Origin of the sequence: Halorhabdus rudnickae, assembly GCF_900880625.1 — an archaeon.
GTDB classification, from domain to species: Archaea; Halobacteriota; Halobacteria; order Halobacteriales; family Haloarculaceae; genus Halorhabdus; species Halorhabdus rudnickae.
Map to the genome: position 1 here is coordinate 1,423,494 of NZ_CAAHFB010000001.1, position 19,075 is coordinate 1,442,568.

The following is a 19,075-nucleotide window of genomic DNA, read 5'->3' on the forward strand; positions in this document are numbered from 1 at the left end:
GACGGACGCTGATAAGTAGACGAGCGCCATCGCCGAACGGTCTGTGTAGTCGAATCGCCCGCCACCGGTCTGGCGTCGGGAAGCGCTACGTTGAAGTGTTGGGGCGTTCGAAGGTATGGGTACGACGCGTCAGATATCGAAACGGACGCAGTCGATCGATACTCGGCGTGTGAACGCAATGTGCGCCGGTGTCTTGCCGAGCGAAGCGAGGCAAGGCTCGGAACGCGAGCCAGCGAGCGTTCCGGTAGTGAGCAAGTCCGAAGGGCTTGCGATCCTCGGTGCGCGAGGAGTGCGGGACGAGCGCCGGTGGTGAGCGGTTCCGGAGGAACCGCGATCCTCGGCGTGAACGAACGAAGTGAGTGAGCGCCGGTGGTCTAGTGGTAGGACATGAGCTTCCCAAGCTCATAGCCCGGGTTCAATTCCCGGCCGGCGCACTCCCTGCGGTCGTGCGCCGCCCGTAGTTCGCAAACGCGGTGCGTTTGCTCACTCCCGGCCGGCGAATTTTGTCGTGAACAGCCCGTGAGCGGCAAATTCGGTAGCAGGAATTGAACTCTGGAAGTCCCAGCCCCGGAACGGCCGAGCGTGCCCGAGCTGTGCAGGACCCTCCCGGGATCAGCAGTTCCGAACGAACGGTAGAGCGGGTTCTGGGTGCAGGACGACGACTCACGGTGGAAACGAACCCGAGACGTCGATCCCGTGTAGTCGATCGGCGAGCGTTCCGATTCCGTCAAGCAGGCGCGGACTCGGCTGGTTCAAAAGCGAGTCGTCGATGGCGTGCAATTGGGCGTCGAGGTCCCAACCGCGCTCGGCTAGCGGCTGAGTCGAAGACTCCGTTGTTCCGCAATGGTGGACAATCGCGTGATCTGGGGCAGCGTTCTGGATAGTCTGCCCGTCGATCTCTCGAGAGCGCTCCCCAGGTTCGACGAATGGATAGCGACCGCCGGCAACCCGGACGGCATCAGGCACCCAGTTGCCAGCCGCCATCGGTGGATCGCCCCACTCCTCACAGTAGACCACCGATCTGTCTTCGCCGTCGGGCGTTGCCTCGTTGATCTGTTGGACATGGTCCCTGGCACGCGCCTCAAGACGGGCACCGCGCTCGGGCCGACCGATCGACTCGCCGAGCGTCCGGAAGGTCTCAAGGACGTCTGCAAGCGTTGCTGGCTCCTCGTGGGCAACCGTGTATCCACGATCACGCAGTGTATCCCGCAGATCGGCTTGCAGCGGGTCGTTCGTGACCAGCAGATCCGGGTCAAGGTCGTCGATCGTCTCGATGTCAGGGTTCAACCATCCGCCGACGCGTGGGACGGCTTCGACTTCGCAGTGAGCGGTGACGCCGACCAAGCGATCGGCCCCACCGAGCGCACACACGATCGACGTTGCGCTCGGAGCCAGCGAGACGATCCGGCCCATATTCGTTCATGATGGCTGGCCCTCAAAAAAGCCAGGACAGTCGCGGCTACCTCTGGTCGCTTCGCGTCCGGACCAGCCGACTACAGGCGGCGCTCTATTCCATCGAGAGCGTGATCGTGCCGTCGAAGTTCAAGATTATCTCCTGGGTGAGATCACCGAACAGCGCTTTCCCGGTGGGGGATCGGCGCTGGCCGACGAGGAAGACGTGATCGCAGTCGTATTCCTCGGCCACGTCAAGGATGGCCCCCGCACGGTCGCCCTCTGGTTCGGCCCGGACGGCGATTTCGGAATCCACTCCCGCGTCATCTAAAGTCTCCCGAACGAACGCCTCCGTCTCCTCCTCGAATTGGCGGTCGACGGGATCCTCGTGGCTCTGTCGATCGATGTCGCTCGTGAGTTCGACGTCCTCGACTGACTCGAGGTCTTCAGGCAGAATCAGCCGTAAGACGACGAGAGGAGCCTCCGAGCAGGAACTGACGGTAGCCGCTTCGTCCAGTAACTGTGCCTCTGTCTCGTCTGCATCAGTGACGACGAACAGCCCTCTGTTCATGGCTGTTTATATACTTCTGAGGGTTATAAAAGAAACGGGCGAAGCAGGCGGCAGCCGACAACGGACAGCTCCGGAGAGAAGGGCGCCAACACTGCCGCTACAGTCACTGGGATTCTCCACGAATCGACCGCCACCGTGACCACCGGTACGGGGGGTCGTTGGGCTCCGATCCGACCGCGGAATATTTGACCGGGCGTCGTGTATCGACTGGCGATGGACGGGCCGCTGTGGACCGAGCGACACGCGCCGACGATCGAGGAGTTGCCCCAACCCGAAGTTCGCGAGCAGTTGCGCGGGGCACTCGATGACCCGATGAACCTGCTGGTCCACGGGCCGGCAGGGAGCGGCAAGACTGCCGCCATCCGGGCATTTGCCCGGGAGGCCCACGAGGATCACGATGCTGACCTCATCGAGATCAACGTCGCCGACTTCTTCGATTTGACGAAAAAAGAGCTCTCGGAGGACCCCCGTTTCGAGCGGTTCATCACGGCCAAGCGTCGGCGGGAGTCCTCGAAGGCCGACCTGATCAATCACGTCCTCAAGGAGTCGGCGAGTTACTCACCGGTCTCGGGGTCGTACAAGACGATCCTGCTGGACAACGCCGAGCGGATGCGCGAGGACTTCCAGCAGGCGCTCCGGCGAGTCATGGAACAGTACTACGAGGCGACACAGTTCGTCATCGCGACGCGGCAGTCCTCGACGCTGATCCCGCCGATCCGATCGCGATGTTTCCCCCTGACAGTCAGAGCGCCGACCCACGACGAGATCGTGACCGTGCTGGGGCGTATCGCCGAAGCGGAGACAGCCGAGTACGACGAGGAGGGCTTAGAATACGTCGCGGGCTACGCCGACGGCGACCTCCGGAAGGCGATTCTCGGCGCGCAGACGACACACGAGGCGGCCGGCGAGATCACGATGGACGCCGCCTACGAGGCACTGGGGGAGGTCCAGACCGACGACCGCGTCGAACGCATGCTAGCCGCTGCCGACGAGGGGGAGTTCCGGGATGCCCGCTCGGAACTCGACGACTTGCTGGTCGAGGAAGGCCACAGCGGTCCTGAAGTGTTGGCGGCGATCCTCCGGGTGGGTCGCGCCCGTTACACCGGGGAAACACTGGTACGCCTCCACCGACTGGCCGGCGAGATCGACCTGGATCTCGCAGCGGGGACCGACGACCGGATCCACCTCTCACATTTGCTGGCCGAACTCGGGGCGAGCGAGTGACGGGGTGGACGGCCGAAGGTGGGCGACTGAAAGCGGAGACGGAAGCGAAGACAGAATCCACCGGGCGGAAACCGTTCGCTTCGAAATCCTTATACACGTTTGCGGGGGACGTATGAGTAACGAACTATGGACATCGAGATCATCGAGGAAGAGGACAATCCGATGTTGCATCGGACGGACGTCCGCTTCGAGGTAACCCACGAGGAGGCGACGCCGTCGCGGCTCTCCGTGCGTGACTCCCTGGCGGCGATGCTCAACAAGGACGCCGAAGAAGTGGTCGTCCACGAGCTGGACACGAAGTACGGCATGCGCAAGACCGTCGGGTACGCGAAGGTGTACGACGACCCGGAGTTCGCCCGTGAGGTCGAACAGGAGCACATGCTCGAACGCAACAAGATCCTCGGCGAGGAGAGCGATGCCGAGGCAGAGGAGGCCTGACGATGGCCCGGCACGAACTCTACGACGACGACGGCACCACCGAGCGTGAACAGTGCCCCCGCTGTGGCGACGCGTTCCTCGCCGAGCACGGCGACCGACAGCACTGTGGCCGGTGTGGCTACACCGAGTGGAACTAGGCGGTTGCGAAGCCGAACTGTTGTTCTTTTGATCCACCCACAGTGATATCCTTGTCCCATTTGTGAGGGACACTACCCATCGTTCGTGACGTATCCCCAGGGATACGTGGCGTATTGGTTGTAGAAGTTGTTACCTGACGCCGCCGAACATAACCCAATTGGTACCAGTCCCCACGGCGTGAGAATGGAATTATAGTTTTTTGATTCTCAGATGGAATATTTGTCTGGAATAGTATATAAGAACTACAGAATGGCGTCGCGATCGTCACAGGTGCGAGTACTGGAATCGGTGCGGCAACAGCCAAACGGTTCGGTGAGGAGGGAGCCAACATCGTGGCGGCCGACGTCAACGTGGAAGATGGCGAGCAGACAGTCGCCGAGATCAACGACGCGGGCGGAGAAGCGACGTTCGTCGAGGTCGACGTCAGCGACCCAGCGGACGTAACAGCACTGGTCGAGACAGCTGTCGAGACGTATGGCGGACTCGACTTCGCCGTCAACAACGCCGGCATCGAAGGAGAAAACGCAGCGACCAGTGATCAGCCACTCGACAACTGGGAGCAAGTCATCGATGTCAACCTCAAAGGAGTGTTCCTCGGGATGCAGGCCGAAATCGATGCTATGCTGGAAGATGGCGGTGGCTCGATCGTCAACATGTCGTCGATCGCCGGCCAAGTCGGGTTTCCGAACTCGAGTCCCTACGTCGCGAGCAAACATGGCGTCATCGGATTGACAAAGACAGCCGCCGCCGAATACAGTGAGTCCGGCGTCCGCGTCAACGCGATCTGTCCTGGCGTGATCGAAACGCCGATGGTCGAGGCAAGTGACCAGGCGATGATCGAGGGGATCACCGCGGCGACCCCGATCGGTCGCCTGGGCGAACCGCCGGAGATCGGCGATGCCGCCGTGTGGCTGTGCTCTGAGGAGGCCTCGTTCATCACCGGTGAGTCCCTCGTGATCGACGGCGGGTACATCACCCAGTAACGGCCCGCAGTCGCGGTGGCTCCCGGACTGCTGAGGCCGAGTGGGATCGAAGTCGTCTTTTCCATCGACGATAGAGCCTCTACCGATTGAATGGAACGGACAGCGAGTAACGACGACGCCACCCGGGTACTCGGAATTGAAGGCACAGCCTGGGCCGCCAGCGCAGCCATCTACGACGTCGATGCTGACGACGTCACGATCGAGACGGACGCATACGAACCCGACAGCGGCGGCATTCACCCGCGGGAAGCCGCCGAACACATGCAAGAAGCCATCCCGGAAGTCGTTGAGCGTGCGCTCGATATCGCTCGCAAGCAGGCCCAAAAGGCGGGCGAAGACCCCGAGGAGTCGCCGGTCGACGCCGTCGCCTTCTCGCGAGGTCCCGGACTCGGTCCCTGTCTGCGGATCGTCGCCACGGCCGCACGGGCACTTGCCCAGCGACTCGACGTGCCGCTGGTCGGCGTCAACCACATGGTGGCACACTTGGAAATCGGTCGCCACCGCTCGGGCTTTTCCTCGCCGGTCTGTTTGAACGCTTCCGGCGCGAACGCCCACGTCCTTGGGTATCGCAATGGCCGCTATCGCGTCCTTGGCGAGACGATGGACACCGGTGTCGGCAATGCTATCGACAAGTTCACCCGTCACCTCGGGTGGTCTCACCCCGGCGGGCCGAAAGTCGAGAAACGCGCCAGGGACGGCGAATATATCGACATGCCCTACGTCGTCAAGGGGATGGACTTCTCCTTTTCGGGGATCATGAGCGCCGCCAAGCAGGCCGTCGACGGGGTTCCCGCGAGCGAAGCGAGCGGGAGCTCGTCGGACCGTCAGTCCGACGGTGGGGAGGCAGTCGAAGACGTCTGCTACTCGCTGCAGGAAAACATCTTCGCGATGCTGACCGAAGTCAGCGAGCGCGCGCTCTCGTTGACGGACGCCGACGAACTCGTCCTCGGTGGTGGCGTCGGCCAGAACGAGCGTCTTCGGGAGATGCTTGCGGAAATGTGCAAACAGCGCGGGGCGGACTTCTACGCCCCCGAACCGCGATTGCTGCGGGACAACGCGGGGATGATCGCCGTCCTCGGCGCAAAGATGTACGCGGCGGGCGACACGATCGCGGTCGAGGACTCGACGGTTCGCCCGGACTTCCGGCCCGACGAGGTGGCCGTCAGCTGGCGTTCAGGTGAGTCCGTTGGCTCGTGGGCGGGCTCAAGCGATAGTGAACGGGTTCAGGGTGCCGAGGCGACCGTCACCGTCGAGAATGGCCGCGTCCGCAAACGCCGGAACCCGCGCACGTACCGCCACCCCACGCTCGACGAGCGCCTACGGACCGAACGCACACGCGAGGAAGCGCGTCTCACCAGCGAGGCGCGGCGGGCGGGCGTGCCGACACCGGTCGTTTACGACATTGATCCACAGGACAGCGTGCTGGTCTTCGAGCGCGTCGGCGACCGGGACCTGCGGGCAGAACTCACCGTCGAGCGCGTGAGGGATGTCGGACGACATCTGGCGACGATCCACGACGCGGGGTTCGTCCACGGTGATCCGACGACGCGCAACGTCCGGCTCGCGGGCGGCGCGAGCGAAGAGAGCGCCGCCGACAGTGCGAGTAGCGCGGAACGGAGTTCCGCAGACAGTCAAGCGGCGAAGCCGCGAGGCGACGGTGACAGACGGAGCCGTGAGCAGGCCCCGGATCGCACATACCTGATCGACTTCGGACTGGGCTACTACAGCGATCACGCCGAGGATCACGCGATGGACCTGCACGTCTTCGGCCAGTCGCTATCGGGGACAGCCAACGACGCCGAACCACTGTGTGAGGCCGCAGAAGCGGCCTACCGCGAGGCAAGCGAGCGGGGCGAAACCGTCCTGGATCGCCTGCGGGAGATCGAAGGCCGCGGCCGGTATCAGTGAGGCGGGTCCTGTTTTCTCAACAGGCGAGTGAACGGTCGCCACACCCCTAGACGAACGTACAGATGACAGACATGTTGACATCGGCACGACCCATACAGACAATAATTTCACCAGACCTCTAGTAACAATAAAGGGGCCCGTGTCGGGACGAATTGACCTGCGATTGAAACGGAGTCAGTCTTCTTCGTCTTCGGATAGATTGAGTTCCGCGAAAAGACGTGCAGTGATGATTTGTTCGATAATATCGAGTAACTGGTCGTCGTCGGACGTGTAGTCGGCAAAGATACCGAGTGGGATTTCACCGCCCGCAACGTCGTGATGGCCACCGCCGCTGCCGACATCCTCGAACGCCTCGTTCAGTATATTCTCGACGTTCACTCGTGCATCTGGTGACCGAGCGCTGATGTGAATGGCGTCCTCGACGAGTCCAAACACGATAGCGGTTTGAACGCCCTCCAGTCGCACGAGATAATCGACAGCTTGGGGGAGCGCATCCCGTTCAGTCGTTCGGCCGACATGTGAGATGAGTACTGCGCCGTTTATTCTTCGATTAGCGATGGCGGTCGAAATCGCGTCGATAGTCTCGCCAGTCACTGATGGCGTCGAAAGTTGGCGGAGCATCTCTTGATCTGCGAATTCGTGAAGTTGTCCGGCTGCATCGTAATCCTCACGCGTGGCTCCACGGAGGAAATCGAGCGTATCCGAACGAATGGCAAACAGGAGTGCCGTCGCAAGATCTGCATCTAGATCGATGTCGAGAGTGCAGACATATTCTGTGAGAATCGTCGCTGCTGCCCCCAGTTCAGCACGATGATCGACGAACCGAGCCTCAACGGTATCGGCAGGATGATGATCGATCACGATATCTACGTGCGTGTCCGGCGGAACCTGGTTGTTCTCACCGGAAATAGCATGATCGACGAACGCAAGTAACGAGTCCGGTTGGCGGTTCTGGACGGTCGCAGATTCGAACGGTTGGAGGTCGATATCGAGGAGATTGACGAATGCGCGGTTTTGCTGGTGTGAAATCGTCCCGCTGTAGAGGATAGTCCGTTCTTCGATACCGGCAGCGCCCGCGATCCGGCCTAACGCCAGCGCACTCGCCAGACAATCTGGATCAGGGTTATTATGGCAGACGATGTTGATTTCGCTGCCGTCACCGAGAAGCTCATACAGTTGTTGTGGCTGGCTCATTGTAGTTGTGTGGCTGTTCCGTACTTGGTCCCGTCACTTTGCTTCAGCCGCTTCGCGCACGTCGGTTTGTTCGTGTTGTACCACGAACACTGGGCCGAGAAACTGTTTGGCGACCTGATCTGCAGTCATCCCGAACAGGAACGTCGTCACTGAGGGATCGGATTCACCCATGATGATCGCATCGTAGTTGTCGGCTGCATCGACGATCAGCTCTTGATGAGCGTCCCCACGTGAAATTTCGATATCGACCACAGCTTCGGACACCCCTTGCTCGGAAAGACGTGCTTTGATTCCGTTGAGGAGTGTCTCCACGTCCGCATCAGTTTCGTCCGCTTCGGCGACGTGAAACAGGGTCACGTTGATGTCCTTCGGTCCGAACAGCCCTGAAACCAGACGGACGAACCGATCGATACCGACGACGCCCCGAACCGCGACGAGTACGTGCTCGATCGGCCTCGTTGCGTTCGGAATGAGGACCGCGAGACAGTCATGTTCCGTGGTCACCCGATCGATCGTTGTTTGTGCATCGTGGGTGAACACGAGCTGGGAGTCGACTGTCGCCCCCGCATGCGCGAGTATCGCCGTGAGGTCGTCAAGACGGCGGGTGGCTTGATCTGTGAACTGGGCCTGTGCCTGGCCGGTCGCTGTCTGGTCTGGCACGACGTGATAGCCCAGTAAGACGACGTGGGCATTCGTGAGGAGTGCGGGAACCCCCTCCGGAATCGATTCGCGCTCGAGAACGCGAATCGGGATCAGGATGGTCGGTCTCTCTTGCATTGTCTGAACAGTCCGTTCCGGCCGTGGGGCCTACTCTAGAACTTGTGGCGCCACCGATAAGAAACCCAGTGCGAATGGTGACAAATCTCGGATGCAGTACGTCCGAGATGATGCTGTTTGCCCTGCGAGAGCCGCTGGGCTGTTGGGCTACCTCTAGATGTACTCGCTCATCCGATCGAGGGCGTCGTCGTACTCCTCGATGGCGTCCTCGATCGGATCGGACTCGGACATGTCGACGCCGGCTGTCCGGAGGAGTTCGAGCGGATAGTCACTGGAGCCACTCGCGAGGAACTCGCGGTAGCTCTCTGCGGCCGGCTGCCCTTCTTCCTCGATCGAACGAGCGATCGCCACGGCAGCGGAAATGCCCGTCGCATACTGGTAGACGTAGAAGGAGCGATAGAAGTGCGGGATGCGCATCCACTCTCTGGCGATCCGGTCGTCGATCTCACCTGGCTCGTAGTAGTCGGCCTTGAGTTCCCGATAGAGATCGTTCAGCCGGTCGGGTGTCAGGGGCTCGCCGGCCTCGCTCATCTCGTGGGTGCGGTGCTCGAACTCCGCGAACATGGTCTGGCGGTACAGCGTCGAGCGGAAGCGTTCGAGGTAGGTGTCCAGAACGTGCCGGCGGAAGCGATCGTCCTCGACGGTATCAAGCAGGTGTCGAGTCAGCAACGCCTCGTTGACCGTCGAGGCGACCTCGGCGACGAAGATCTCGTAGCCCGAGTAGATGTACGGCTGGGCCTCGCTGGTGTACTCAGAGTGCAGCGAGTGACCGAGTTCGTGCGCCAGCGTGTACATCGACTCGACGTCATCCTGATAGTTCATCAAAATGTACGGCTGGGAATCGTAGGTGCCCCCGGAGTACGCGCCCGACTGCTTGCCGCGGGTCTCGTAGACATCGACCCACCGCGAGTCCAGTCCCTCGGCGACACGGGACTGGTAGTCCTCGCCCAGCGGCGCGACGGCGTCGACGACGTGCTCGCAGGCGTCCTCGTAGCTGATCTCGGGACTCTCGGTCTCGGTCAGTGGGACGTACAGATCCCACATCCGCAGATCGTCGCCGTCGGTGTGTTCGCGCTTGAGATCGGCGTGGCGGTGCAGTGTCCCCAGGTTGTCCCGGACAGTCTCGACGAGGGTGTCGTAGACTTCGACGGGGACGTTCGGGCCGTTCAGCGACGCCTGGCGGGCGCTGTCGTAGTTGCGCGCGGCTGCCATTTTCGCGTCCGTCTTGACGGCTTTGGCGTAGGCCGTACCGACAGTGTTGTGGACAGTCTCCCACTCGTCGTAGAAGGCCTCATAGACATTTTGACGGAACTCCCGGTCGTGGCGCTTCTGGAGGGTCGTAAAGTTATTGAGCGTGATTTCGACCGCGTCCCCGCCTCGCGGTTCCTTGTCGTCACCGCTCGACCTGTCCGAGGCACTTCGCGCCTCGCTGTCCGGTTCCTCGACAGTGGGAAAGGACATGTCGGCGTTGGTCAGCATGTCGTAGACCTCGCCGGGTGCGCCAGTGACCTCGCTCAGATCCGCGAGCAAGGATTCGACTTCCGTCGAGCGCGTGTGGGGTTTCATCCGCAACACGTCGTCGAAGTAGTGCTCGTACTCAGCGAGTTCGGGTTCGGCCTCGATCATCGTCTCGACGTCCTCGCGTTCGAGTGCCTGAATTTCGGGATCGAGGAAACTCGCCGCGCTTGAAGCCTCGGCCGAGAGCGACTGGGCACGGGTCAACATTGCCTGGGCCTCGTCACGACGGGTGTCCTCGTCGCGACGCATTCGCGCATAGGAGACGACGTTCGAAACAGTCCGCATCAGATCCTCGTAATCATCGAGTACCGAGAGGAGCGTCTCGGCGTCGTCCGTGGCTTGCCCCTCGTAACTCGCGACGACCTCGGTCAACTCCTCGGCCTCCTCGTAGGCTGCTTCCCACTCGTCGCTGTCAGCGTACAGCGACTCCAGAGCCCACGTGTACTCCTCGTCGACTTCGTTGCGCTCCGGGACTGAACTCATGACCCTTCCGTAGGATGGGCGGGCGCTAAAACGTTCGGCTCCAAGTGTCTCTCAGGGCGACGGCTCGACTGCAAGATCCGTCGCGATCCAGCCGTCGGGATTGCCCTCTTCGGTGAAGACCGTCCGTTCGGGCGAGGACTGAAAGGATTGGACCTCGCTGTCGCCGTCCGGGTCGTCGGCGCGTGGCATTACCCGACCGTAGGCGACCGCGTGGTCTTATGTGTTTTGGCTAGCCTAAAAACATAGGAATGCTTCGAGGGATAGATTCATCCCGGTGGACCTCTCACCCCCGGATATGCCGAAAATATCGATATCATTGCCCGACCGTATCGAGAACGACATCGACCGACTCGTCGAACAGGGCGAGTTCGTCAACCGCGATCAGGCTGTCGAGGAACTGCTCACAATGGGTGTCTCCGCCTACGGGACGACCGACGAACCGAACGAAACGCCCGCCGAAGAGGACATGTTCTCCCAGACGGTCGAAGACCAGCAAGACCCCGCGATTCAGGACGACGACCCCGACGAAGGCTACACGTTCTGAGCGTGGGGCCGACTTCGTGTTTCAGCCGTCTTGACCGGCAGGACTGTGCCGCAAGCCTTATGTCCATGTCTGTACGTTAGTGTACGGTAATGGACGCTAGTGAGGAGGTCGCACCCGAAGTGCGGTCGATCATCGACGCAGCCCGCGAGCGTGGCGGGGCCGACGGGCAGGTGCAAGCGCGCCCGCGCTCGTTGCCCGAGGCGTTCGCACGCGCCGAGGACGACGGGCGCGTGCCCACGATCGCCGAGGTCAAACCGACGAGTCCGACGACGGCGCGGACTCGGGAGGATAACCCTGTAGCACTCGCCGAGGCGATGGTCGCGGGCGGTGCGGCCGCGCTGTCGGTACTGACCGAACCCGAGCACTTCGGGGGCTCGCCCGAGACACTCAAGCGCGTCCGCGCGGCCGTCGACGTGCCGGTCCTCCGGAAGGACTTCCTGCTGTACGAAGAGCAACTCGACGTTGTCGAGGCCGACCTGGTACTGTTGATCGTTCGATTTCTCGAAGCGGACGGGACAGCTGATCTCGAAGACATGCTCGCGGCCGCTCACGAGCGGGGGTTTCAGGTCCTCGTCGAGACTCACTCCCGCGAGGAAGTCCGGACGGCCGTCGATGCGGGGGCGAAGATCATCGGCGTGAACAACCGCGACCTCGGTGCGCTGGACCTCGACCTTTCGACGTTCGAGGAGGTGGCTCCCACCGTCCCGGATGACGTGACGCTGATCGCCGAGAGCGGGATCGAGACGCGGGCGGACGTGGCGCGAATGCGGGCGGCAGGCGCGGACGGACAACTCGTCGGCTCGGCGATCATGGACGGCGACGTGCGTGCGAATACTGAACGACTCACGACGCTACCGGAGAACACGAACACATGAGCACCGATTCAAACGGCAAGTTCGGCGGCTACGGCGGCCAGTACGTCCCCGAGGCGCTGATGCCCGCGATCGAAGAATTGCGCGACGCCTACGAACGCTACGTCCTCGAAAACGAGGACGGTTTCATGGACGAGTTCCGCGAGCGTCTCGCGGACTTCGGCGGCCGGCCCACGCCGCTGCAACACGCAGAGCAGTTGAGCGAACGCTACGACACCGAGGTGTACCTCAAGCGCGAGGACTTGCTGCACGGCGGCGCACACAAACTGAACAACGCACTGGGACAGGTCCTGTTGGCGAAGTACATGGGCAAAGATCGGATCATCGCCGAGACGGGTGCCGGCCAGCACGGTACGGCGACTGCGATGGCCGCCGCCCACCTGGACATGCCCTGCGAGATCTTCATGGGCTCGACGGACATCACGCGCCAGCGGCCCAACGTCTTCCGGATGCGCCTAAACGGTGCCGAGGTCAAGCCAGTCACGACCGGACGGGGGACGCTGAAGGAAGCCATCAGCGAGACGATGCGCGACTGGGCGACGAACGTCGAGGACACCCACTACGTCATCGGATCGATCGTCGGTCCCGACCCGTTCCCGCGGATGGTCCGTGACTTCCAGTCGGTCATCGGCCGGGAAGCCCGCGAGCAGATCCGAGAGAAGACCGGGCGCCTGCCGGACTCCGTGGTGGCCTGTGCGGGCGGGGGCTCGAACACGATGGGAGCCTTCCACGAGTTCCGTGGTGACGACGTGGATCTGATCGCCGTCGAGGCTGGGGGGTCCTCCCTGGCGGTCGACGAGGAGGCGGGCGTCGCGCCCAACTCGGCGACGCTGTCGACCGGCGAGGAGGGCGTCCTCCACGGCGCGCGGACGAAACTCCTCCAGGATTCCGACGGCCAGATCATGGAATCTCACAGCGTCTCCGCGGGCCTGGACTACGCGGGCGTCGGTCCGGAACTGGCCCACCTCGTCGACGAAGGCCGCGTCGACGCCGTCAACGTTGACGACGAGGCCGCCCTGGAGGCGTTCCATCGCCTCTCGCAGCTAGAAGGGATTATTCCCGCCCTGGAAAGTGCCCACGCGTTCGGGTATCTAGAGGAGCATCCCGAGGAAATCGGGGATGTGACGATCGTCAACCTCTCCGGACGGGGCGACAAGGACCTGGAGACCGTCGTCGAGGAGACCGAGAAGCACGACCTCGACGTGGACGTGGACATGAGCGTGTTCGGGGAGGTCGACCGATGAGCGACGCCATCGACGCGGTCTTTGCCGAGGGCGAGCCCGCGTTCATCCCGTATCTCGTCGCTGGCGATCCCAACTACGAGGCCTCCCTCGAATACGTCGAGGCGCTGGAACGCGGCGGCGCAGACGTGATCGAACTCGGCCTTCCGTTCTCCGAGCCGATCGCCGAGGGATCGACGATCCAGGATGCGATCGTTCGATCCCTGGAAGCCGGAATGACGCCCGATCGATACTTCGATTTCGTCGAAGATCTGGACGTCAAAGCGCCGCTGGTCTGTATGACCTACTACAACCTGATCTACCAGTTTGGGTCCGAGCCAGGACCCGAGTCCTTCGTCGAACGAGCCGCCGAAGCCGGGATCGCGGGCCTGGTCGTTCCCGACCTCCCGGCCGAGGAGGCCGACCCACTCCGGGCGGCCTGTGACGAACACGGTCTCGACCTGATCTTCATCGTCGCGCCGACGACCGAGGGCGACCGCCTCGCGCGGATGATGGAGCGGGTCTCGGGGTACGTCTACGTCCAGGCACGGCTGGGGACGACTGGCGCGCGCGAGGACGTCAGCGATCAGACCGACGAGAGCCTCGCGCGACTCTCCGAGTGGGACGTCCCCAAAGCAGTCGGATTTGGGATCAAGACCGGCGCGCACGCCGAGCGGATCGTCTCGGCGGGCGCTGACGGCATCATCGTCGGCTCGGCGCTGGTCGACATCGTCGCCGAAGGGACGGACGGAGACGAGTCGACCGAGGCAGTCGCGGAGCGACTCGAAACCAGGGCCAGAGAGCTCAAGGAAGGTGCGCTCCGCGGCGCCGGCATCGCGACGCCGGAGTCTGGGGACTGAACGACGATAGCCGTCACGCCCCGGGACAGCCGCCGTCCCAGGTTTCGCCGGTGATTTCGGGGACATCGACGTAGGCTGGCTCACCGTAGTCCGTGTAGTCGATCATCACGTTCGCCGTCGCCTCGCCGCCGTTGCCCGAAATTTCGACTTGCAAGAGCGACCGAACCGGACGGGCGGTTTCCTGATCGACCCACAGCTTGGCGGTGATGTTCTCGACGGTGGCGTCAGTGTTCGCGAGGTCCGTCTGGCTCTTGCCGGGCAGCGATGACACCGTCTCCTGGGAGGGATAGGCGACGATGATTGACGTCTCCCGCCCGTTGATCGTCGCAGTACCGTCCCAGTAGACGTTCGTCCGTTCGAACAGCTCGACCTGCCGACCGAGCGACGTCAGCGTCAGCCACTCGACGTCGGTCGACTGGTTCTGTCGGCCCCACCCGGACCACGGGCTGGAACATTTCGTGTAGACCGTTCGATCGTCGAGATAGCTGGTCGCGGTCCGGCCGTCGGCAGTGGTGTTCATCCGCATCACTCGGGCTGTCCGGTTGACGACGCCGTCGCCGTCGATGGAGACCGTCCGGTCCCGTCCGTCGGCCGAGGCAGAGACGTCGCCGTCCATCGACATCCGGAGGGTAGAGACGTCGGCGAGTGCGTCGACAGTCTCGTTTCGAACCTCGAGGGCGCGGTCGTCGCTCGGCGGCGCGCTATCGCCGAGCATGCCACACCCTGCGAGGGCGATCAGGGTAACCAGGAGGGCAGCGGGGACCGCGCGGTGCATGCGTCCGGACGTGTTCAGACGGTGTCTAATAATCCTTGTGTGTCGAGTAGACAGGGATGACGCCGGGACCGGAACGCACATTACCGTCACTTGCCACACCATGACACAATGACTGCTGGCAAGCACGCACGTCTCGAACGTATCGGTACAGGGGGGCGACACCTCGTCGTCCCGATGGATCACGGCCTCACGATGGGTCCGGTAACGGGCCTCGTCGACCTAGAATCGACCGTCGCATCGATCACGCGCGGCGGCGCGGATGCCGTTCTCACCCAGAAGGGCGTCGCCGAGCGCGTCCACGGGAACTTGAATGGTGCGGGCTACGTCGTCCACCTCAACGGCTCGACGACGATCGGTCCCGACGAGAACGACAAGCGCCCGACCGGGACCGTCGATGATGCCGTGCGAGCGGGCGCCGACGCCGTCTCCTTTCACATCAACGTCGGCAGCACACACGAACCCGACCAGTTGACCCAGCTGTCCGAGGTCGCGAGCGAAGCCGATCGACTCGGCATGCCCGTGCTGGCGATGGCTTACGCCCGGGGACCGGGCGTCGAGGAATCGGATCCGACGGCACTCGCTCACGCCGTCCGGCTGGCGGAGGAGGTGGGCGCTGACGTGATCAAGACGGGCTACAGCGGTGATGCAGAGAGCTTCGAGACCGTCGCGGCCGCCGCGAGCAAGCCGGTCCTGATCGCGGGCGGGTCGCGCGGGACCGACCGTGAGACCCTGGCGATGGTCCGGGGGGCGATGGATGGCGGCGCCGCTGGCGTCTCGATGGGACGATCGATCTTCCAGCACGAGGACCCCGAGGCGATCACGCGCGCGGTCTCGGCAGTCATCCACGATGACGAGAGCGCGGACGCAGCCGCCGAACGGGCCGGACTCGCGATCGACGCCTGACTGACTGTTGGGGGAGACCCAGCGGAAACGAAGTGGGGCGTCGGTACAGTATCGTTTTGAACTGCGACGCGCGCCGATCAGTCTTCGGCAAGCAACACGTCAAGCGTCCCTTCGTCGACGTGTTCGTTCTCCCGACCGGCGATGTAGGTCTTGGCGGCCGCGACGACACGGCCGGTGTGGGGATCGCCGATCTCGGCGATATGATCCGATTCGAGCAGTTCGGCCGTCCAGAAACACTCCTCGTAGTCGATCTCGCCGCGGATCAGGCGCCGGCACAGCGCGACGAAGACGCTGTTCATCGCGTCGGAGACGTGGCTCGTCTCGAATCCAATGCTGTCGGCCAGTGCATCGACGTCGATCGGCTCGCGGACAGTTGTGGCCGCAAAGAAGACGGCCCCGGCGGCCAGTTCCGGCGCGGCGAAGGAGCCGTCTTCCTCCGGGCGGTAGTGTTCCAGGGTCCGGAGACTCTCCTCGCGGATCCGCTCGGAGAGGTCAAGATCCTCGATCAGAGACTCGACGACGTCTGCCGGGCTGCGCTGGGGGATCTCGACGTCGGCGTTCTCCCCGAGACGGCCGAGCCACTCATAAAGCGCCCGGGGTTCGAACTCCCGTTCGGCGGCGACGGTCGCCGGGTCAAGGGCACCGTCGTTGAGACGGCTGCTGGCGATCAGCGCGGCACCGGCGAACTCGGCGGCGTCCTCGACGGGCACGTCACCGGCAGCGTCGCTGACGAGTCCGCGTGCGAACAGCCGGAGCGACGCGTCGGTGTCCAGAATGTCTGCCAGCGCGTCGACTTCACCCTGGACGGCGTCGATCGTCAGATCCGCACCGAGTTCCTCCTGATCACCGGGGATCCAGGCGACGGTCTCGCCGGCACGCCTGGCCTCGATCTCGCCGTCCTCTGTGAGGGCCTCCAGCCGCCGAGCGACGGCATCCTCGTCCTCATCGAGGGTCTCGGCGACGGTCGCCGTCGTCGGGAGTTCGTCCGGGAACATCTCACGGACGGCGTCCATACACGCCGCCCGCGAGACTGCCGACGCACTCTCGGCCGTTCCGTCCCCGTTTGACTCCGCGGCGTCAGCTCCGGGGGCTGTCTCTTCAGCTGGGTCGTCGCTGGACGCCTCCCCGGCAGTCTCGGCGTCCCCGTTCGTGGCTGGCTCTTCGACGTTGGACTCCTCGGCTTCGAGAGACGGATCCTCCACGGACGAGGCCTGATAGTGCTCGGCACCCAGGGCCTCCTCGCCGAGGGCTTCCCGAAACGCCTTGTAGCGGTTCTTTATCGTGACGCCGCCAGCCGAACCGACATCGGCGATGTCGCTCGGGCCAAGCCCGTCGTCACCGTTTGCCTCCGCGGCGAGGACGAGCGCCGCACCGGCCGTCTCCCCTGGAGAGGATGCCTCGGCGACGACCCGCGGCGCCTCCCGGAAGGTGTCCCGGAGGATCCGCCTGGCGATCGTCCCCACTGCCTCAGGCAGGTCGAGCGCATCCACGTATTGCTCGACCAGGGCGTCGGGCTGTTCCGGGGGATGATCGATATCGAGTCGGTCGGCGACCGCCTCGATCTGCTCTGGCAAGCGTTCGGGATCGAGCCCAGTCTCCTCGGGATCGGCCAACAGTTCGACCCACGGCTCGACGATATCCCGGTCGGTGATCGGGAGCCCGTCCTCACGACAAGACAGCGCCAGTACCGCCGGTGCGATACGGTCGAGGTGGGCCGCATCGACGTTCGACTCGCCGCTGAGACGGTCGAGGCGGACGCGGGTGATCTGAAGTGTGCTGTCCGGGAGTTGTAGCCGTTCGGCGACTTCGTACAGCCGACTTTCGTAGGACTCGTTGCTTCCTGATTCTGCCATGCGAGGGGATTCTACGTCCACGCTCTTAACTGTTGGACGACTAGGATGGTGAACCGACGAGCGGACCGGTGGCCCCGACGCGACGGCTCGATCGCGTGATCCGCCACGTTCAAGCCGGGCCCCCGCGAGTGTCGAGATATGACACGCTCCGTGTGGCTCAAGGCCGACGACGCCGTCGGTGACTGGGAGGCGCGCAAGCGACGTATCACTGCAGGACTGGAGGCCGGCGTCGACTGGGTACTGGTCGACGAACGCGACGTCGATCGCGTCCGCGAACTCGGCGAGGTGAACGTTGCTGCCTTCACTGGCGACGACGTCCACGTCATGGAAGCCGAGGCAGCGGACGCTCCGACGGCCGACGCGGTGATCGTCGGCAAAGACGGCGAAGGTGACGGCACGGTCGATCTCCCCTCCGATTTCTCGGGATCAGCCGACCTCTCGGCACTCCGGAGCGGCGGCGCCGACGGCGGATACGTCCGGATCTTCGATCAGTCCTACGAGGCTTTCGCCGAAGCGATCGCCGGAGACGCCACCTACTCGATCGTTGTCTCCGAGGACTGGCAGATCATCCCCCTGGAGAACCTGATCGCCCGAGTCGGCGAGGAGACGACGCTGATCGCCGGCGTCCAGACCGCCGAAGACGCCCGCACTGCCTACGAGACCTTAGAGATCGGGGCCGACGCCGTCCTGCTCGACACTGACGACCCCGACGAGATCCGGGAGACCTGTGAGGTACGCGACGCCGTGGGACGAGAGACCCTGGACCTGCAGTACGCCACGATTACGGCGATCGAGCAGACCGGCTCGGCCGACCGAGTCTGTGTCGACACGGGGTCGATCATGGATCACGACGAGGGGATGCTCGTCGGCTCGATGGCCCGTGGACTGTTCTTCGTCCACGCCGAGACCGCCGAATCGCCGTACGTCGCCTCCCGTCCCTTCCGGGTCAACGCCGGGGCCGTCCACGCCTACGTCCGCACGCCCGGCGGGGAGACGAAATACCTCTCGGAGCTGTCCAGCGGCGACGAGGTCCAGGTCGTCGACGCGGACGGCAACACCCGCGAGGCGATCGTCGGCCGCGCGAAGATCGAGCAACGCCCCATGTTCCGGCTTCAGGCCGAGACCGAGGACGGGGATACGATCGAAACACTGCTGCAGAACGCCGAGACGATCAAGGTCGCCACCCCCGACGGACGGACGGCCGTGACTGACCTCGAAGCCGGCGACGAACTGCTGGTCTACCATGAAGACCAGGCACGGCACTTCGGTGAGGCTGTCGAGGAGAGTATCATCGAGAAGTAAAAGCCCAGCACAGGGAGCCATGGAACCGTTTCCAGGTAGTGGGTTCTAAGAGCCGATATTCCGACTGATTCGGGCAGTAACTCGACACGTCAAAGCGAGCGAGTGGCGCTGATGGAGCCG

The 19,075-nt window shown here is 63.5% G+C and carries 18 protein-coding genes, 1 tRNA gene and 1 pseudogene; 12 read left to right on the forward strand and 8 right to left on the reverse strand.

Annotated elements, in window-relative coordinates; translation table 11 throughout:
• The first annotated feature begins 363 nt into the window (after positions 1-363).
• Positions 364-434, forward strand: a tRNA-Gly gene (locus BN2694_RS07105).
• Between the two features lie 229 nt (positions 435-663).
• Here the strand turns inward: BN2694_RS07105 and BN2694_RS07110 are convergent.
• Together BN2694_RS07110 and BN2694_RS07115 are read right to left on the reverse strand one after the other, a co-directional pair.
• On the reverse strand, positions 664-1,413 hold the full coding sequence (locus BN2694_RS07110; RefSeq protein ID WP_135663745.1) for a cobalamin-binding protein: 750 nt from the start codon (positions 1,411-1,413) through the stop codon (positions 664-666).
• Positions 1,414-1,507: 94 nt separating this feature from the next.
• Positions 1,508-1,963, reverse strand: a complete 456-nt coding sequence (locus BN2694_RS07115; RefSeq protein ID WP_135663746.1) for a universal stress protein — start codon at positions 1,961-1,963, stop codon at positions 1,508-1,510.
• 213 nt (positions 1,964-2,176) lie between these two features.
• Between BN2694_RS07115 and BN2694_RS07120 the strand changes: the two genes are divergently transcribed.
• From BN2694_RS07120 to BN2694_RS07140, 5 genes and pseudogenes are all read left to right on the forward strand, one after another.
• Positions 2,177-3,187 (forward strand): AAA family ATPase, encoded by a 1,011-nt coding sequence (locus tag BN2694_RS07120; RefSeq protein ID WP_135663747.1) that lies wholly within the window; start codon positions 2,177-2,179, stop codon positions 3,185-3,187.
• A 126-nt stretch (positions 3,188-3,313) separates the two neighbouring features.
• Positions 3,314-3,625, forward strand: a complete 312-nt coding sequence (locus BN2694_RS07125; RefSeq protein WP_135663748.1) for a 30S ribosomal protein S24e — start codon at positions 3,314-3,316, stop codon at positions 3,623-3,625.
• A gap of 2 nt (positions 3,626-3,627) precedes the next feature.
• Positions 3,628-3,762, forward strand: coding sequence for a 30S ribosomal protein S27ae (locus tag BN2694_RS07130; RefSeq protein ID WP_135663749.1), 135 nt, complete (start codon positions 3,628-3,630; stop codon positions 3,760-3,762).
• Between the two features lie 255 nt (positions 3,763-4,017).
• Positions 4,018-4,746: pseudogene (locus BN2694_RS07135) on the forward strand (SDR family NAD(P)-dependent oxidoreductase); the annotation flags it as partial.
• Between the two features lie 90 nt (positions 4,747-4,836).
• A complete protein-coding gene (locus tag BN2694_RS07140) occupies positions 4,837-6,654 on the forward strand; it encodes a bifunctional N(6)-L-threonylcarbamoyladenine synthase/serine/threonine protein kinase (protein ID WP_135663751.1) in 1,818 nt (605 codons plus the stop codon).
• A gap of 174 nt (positions 6,655-6,828) precedes the next feature.
• Here BN2694_RS07140 and BN2694_RS07145 read toward each other — a convergent pair whose 3' ends face one another.
• The 4 genes from BN2694_RS07145 to BN2694_RS17035 form a co-directional block, all read right to left on the reverse strand.
• Positions 6,829-7,848 (reverse strand): DHH family phosphoesterase, encoded by a 1,020-nt coding sequence (locus BN2694_RS07145; protein ID WP_135663752.1) that lies wholly within the window; start codon positions 7,846-7,848, stop codon positions 6,829-6,831.
• A 33-nt stretch (positions 7,849-7,881) separates the two neighbouring features.
• On the reverse strand, positions 7,882-8,625 hold the full coding sequence (locus BN2694_RS07150; protein WP_135663753.1) for a universal stress protein: 744 nt from the start codon (positions 8,623-8,625) through the stop codon (positions 7,882-7,884).
• A 153-nt stretch (positions 8,626-8,778) separates the two neighbouring features.
• A complete protein-coding gene (gene pepF / locus BN2694_RS07155; RefSeq protein ID WP_135663754.1) occupies positions 8,779-10,626 on the reverse strand; it encodes an oligoendopeptidase F in 1,848 nt (615 codons plus the stop codon).
• Between the two features lie 51 nt (positions 10,627-10,677).
• Positions 10,678-10,815, reverse strand: a complete 138-nt coding sequence (locus tag BN2694_RS17035; protein ID WP_167879979.1) for a hypothetical protein — start codon at positions 10,813-10,815, stop codon at positions 10,678-10,680.
• 106 nt (positions 10,816-10,921) lie between these two features.
• Between BN2694_RS17035 and BN2694_RS07160 the strand changes: the two genes are divergently transcribed.
• From BN2694_RS07160 to trpA, 4 genes are all read left to right on the forward strand, one after another.
• Positions 10,922-11,170 carry a ribbon-helix-helix domain-containing protein gene (locus tag BN2694_RS07160; protein ID WP_135663755.1) on the forward strand — a complete coding sequence of 83 codons (249 nt, stop codon included), beginning with the start codon at positions 10,922-10,924 and terminating at the stop codon, positions 11,168-11,170.
• Between the two features lie 89 nt (positions 11,171-11,259).
• Positions 11,260-12,045: an indole-3-glycerol phosphate synthase gene (trpC, locus tag BN2694_RS07165; RefSeq protein WP_135663756.1), complete on the forward strand. Its 786-nt coding sequence runs from the start codon at positions 11,260-11,262 to the stop codon at positions 12,043-12,045.
• Positions 12,042-13,286 carry a tryptophan synthase subunit beta gene (trpB, locus tag BN2694_RS07170; protein ID WP_135663757.1) on the forward strand — a complete coding sequence of 415 codons (1,245 nt, stop codon included), beginning with the start codon at positions 12,042-12,044 and terminating at the stop codon, positions 13,284-13,286. Before trpC ends, trpB begins: the two co-directional genes overlap by 4 nt.
• A complete protein-coding gene (gene trpA, locus BN2694_RS07175; protein ID WP_135663758.1) occupies positions 13,283-14,122 on the forward strand; it encodes a tryptophan synthase subunit alpha in 840 nt (279 codons plus the stop codon). Before trpB ends, trpA begins: the two co-directional genes overlap by 4 nt.
• A gap of 13 nt (positions 14,123-14,135) precedes the next feature.
• Here the strand turns inward: trpA and BN2694_RS07180 are convergent, their stop codons facing one another.
• The gene (locus BN2694_RS07180) at positions 14,136-14,897 is read right to left on the reverse strand and encodes a hypothetical protein (protein WP_135663759.1); all 762 of its coding nucleotides are present in this window, start codon (positions 14,895-14,897) and stop codon (positions 14,136-14,138) included.
• 108 nt (positions 14,898-15,005) lie between these two features.
• Here BN2694_RS07180 and BN2694_RS07185 point away from each other — a divergent pair, with 108 nt between their 5' ends.
• A complete protein-coding gene (locus BN2694_RS07185) occupies positions 15,006-15,800 on the forward strand; it encodes a 2-amino-3,7-dideoxy-D-threo-hept-6-ulosonate synthase (RefSeq protein WP_135663760.1) in 795 nt (264 codons plus the stop codon).
• Positions 15,801-15,877: 77 nt separating this feature from the next.
• On the opposite strand, the gene BN2694_RS07190 is transcribed toward BN2694_RS07185, so the two are convergent.
• Positions 15,878-17,653 carry a hypothetical protein gene (locus tag BN2694_RS07190; RefSeq protein WP_135663761.1) on the reverse strand — a complete coding sequence of 592 codons (1,776 nt, stop codon included), beginning with the start codon at positions 17,651-17,653 and terminating at the stop codon, positions 15,878-15,880.
• Positions 17,654-17,791: 138 nt separating this feature from the next.
• Here BN2694_RS07190 and BN2694_RS07195 point away from each other — a divergent pair, with 138 nt between their 5' ends.
• Positions 17,792-18,955 carry a 3-dehydroquinate synthase II gene (locus BN2694_RS07195; RefSeq protein WP_135663762.1) on the forward strand — a complete coding sequence of 388 codons (1,164 nt, stop codon included), beginning with the start codon at positions 17,792-17,794 and terminating at the stop codon, positions 18,953-18,955.
• Positions 18,956-19,075: the final 120 nt, after the last annotated feature.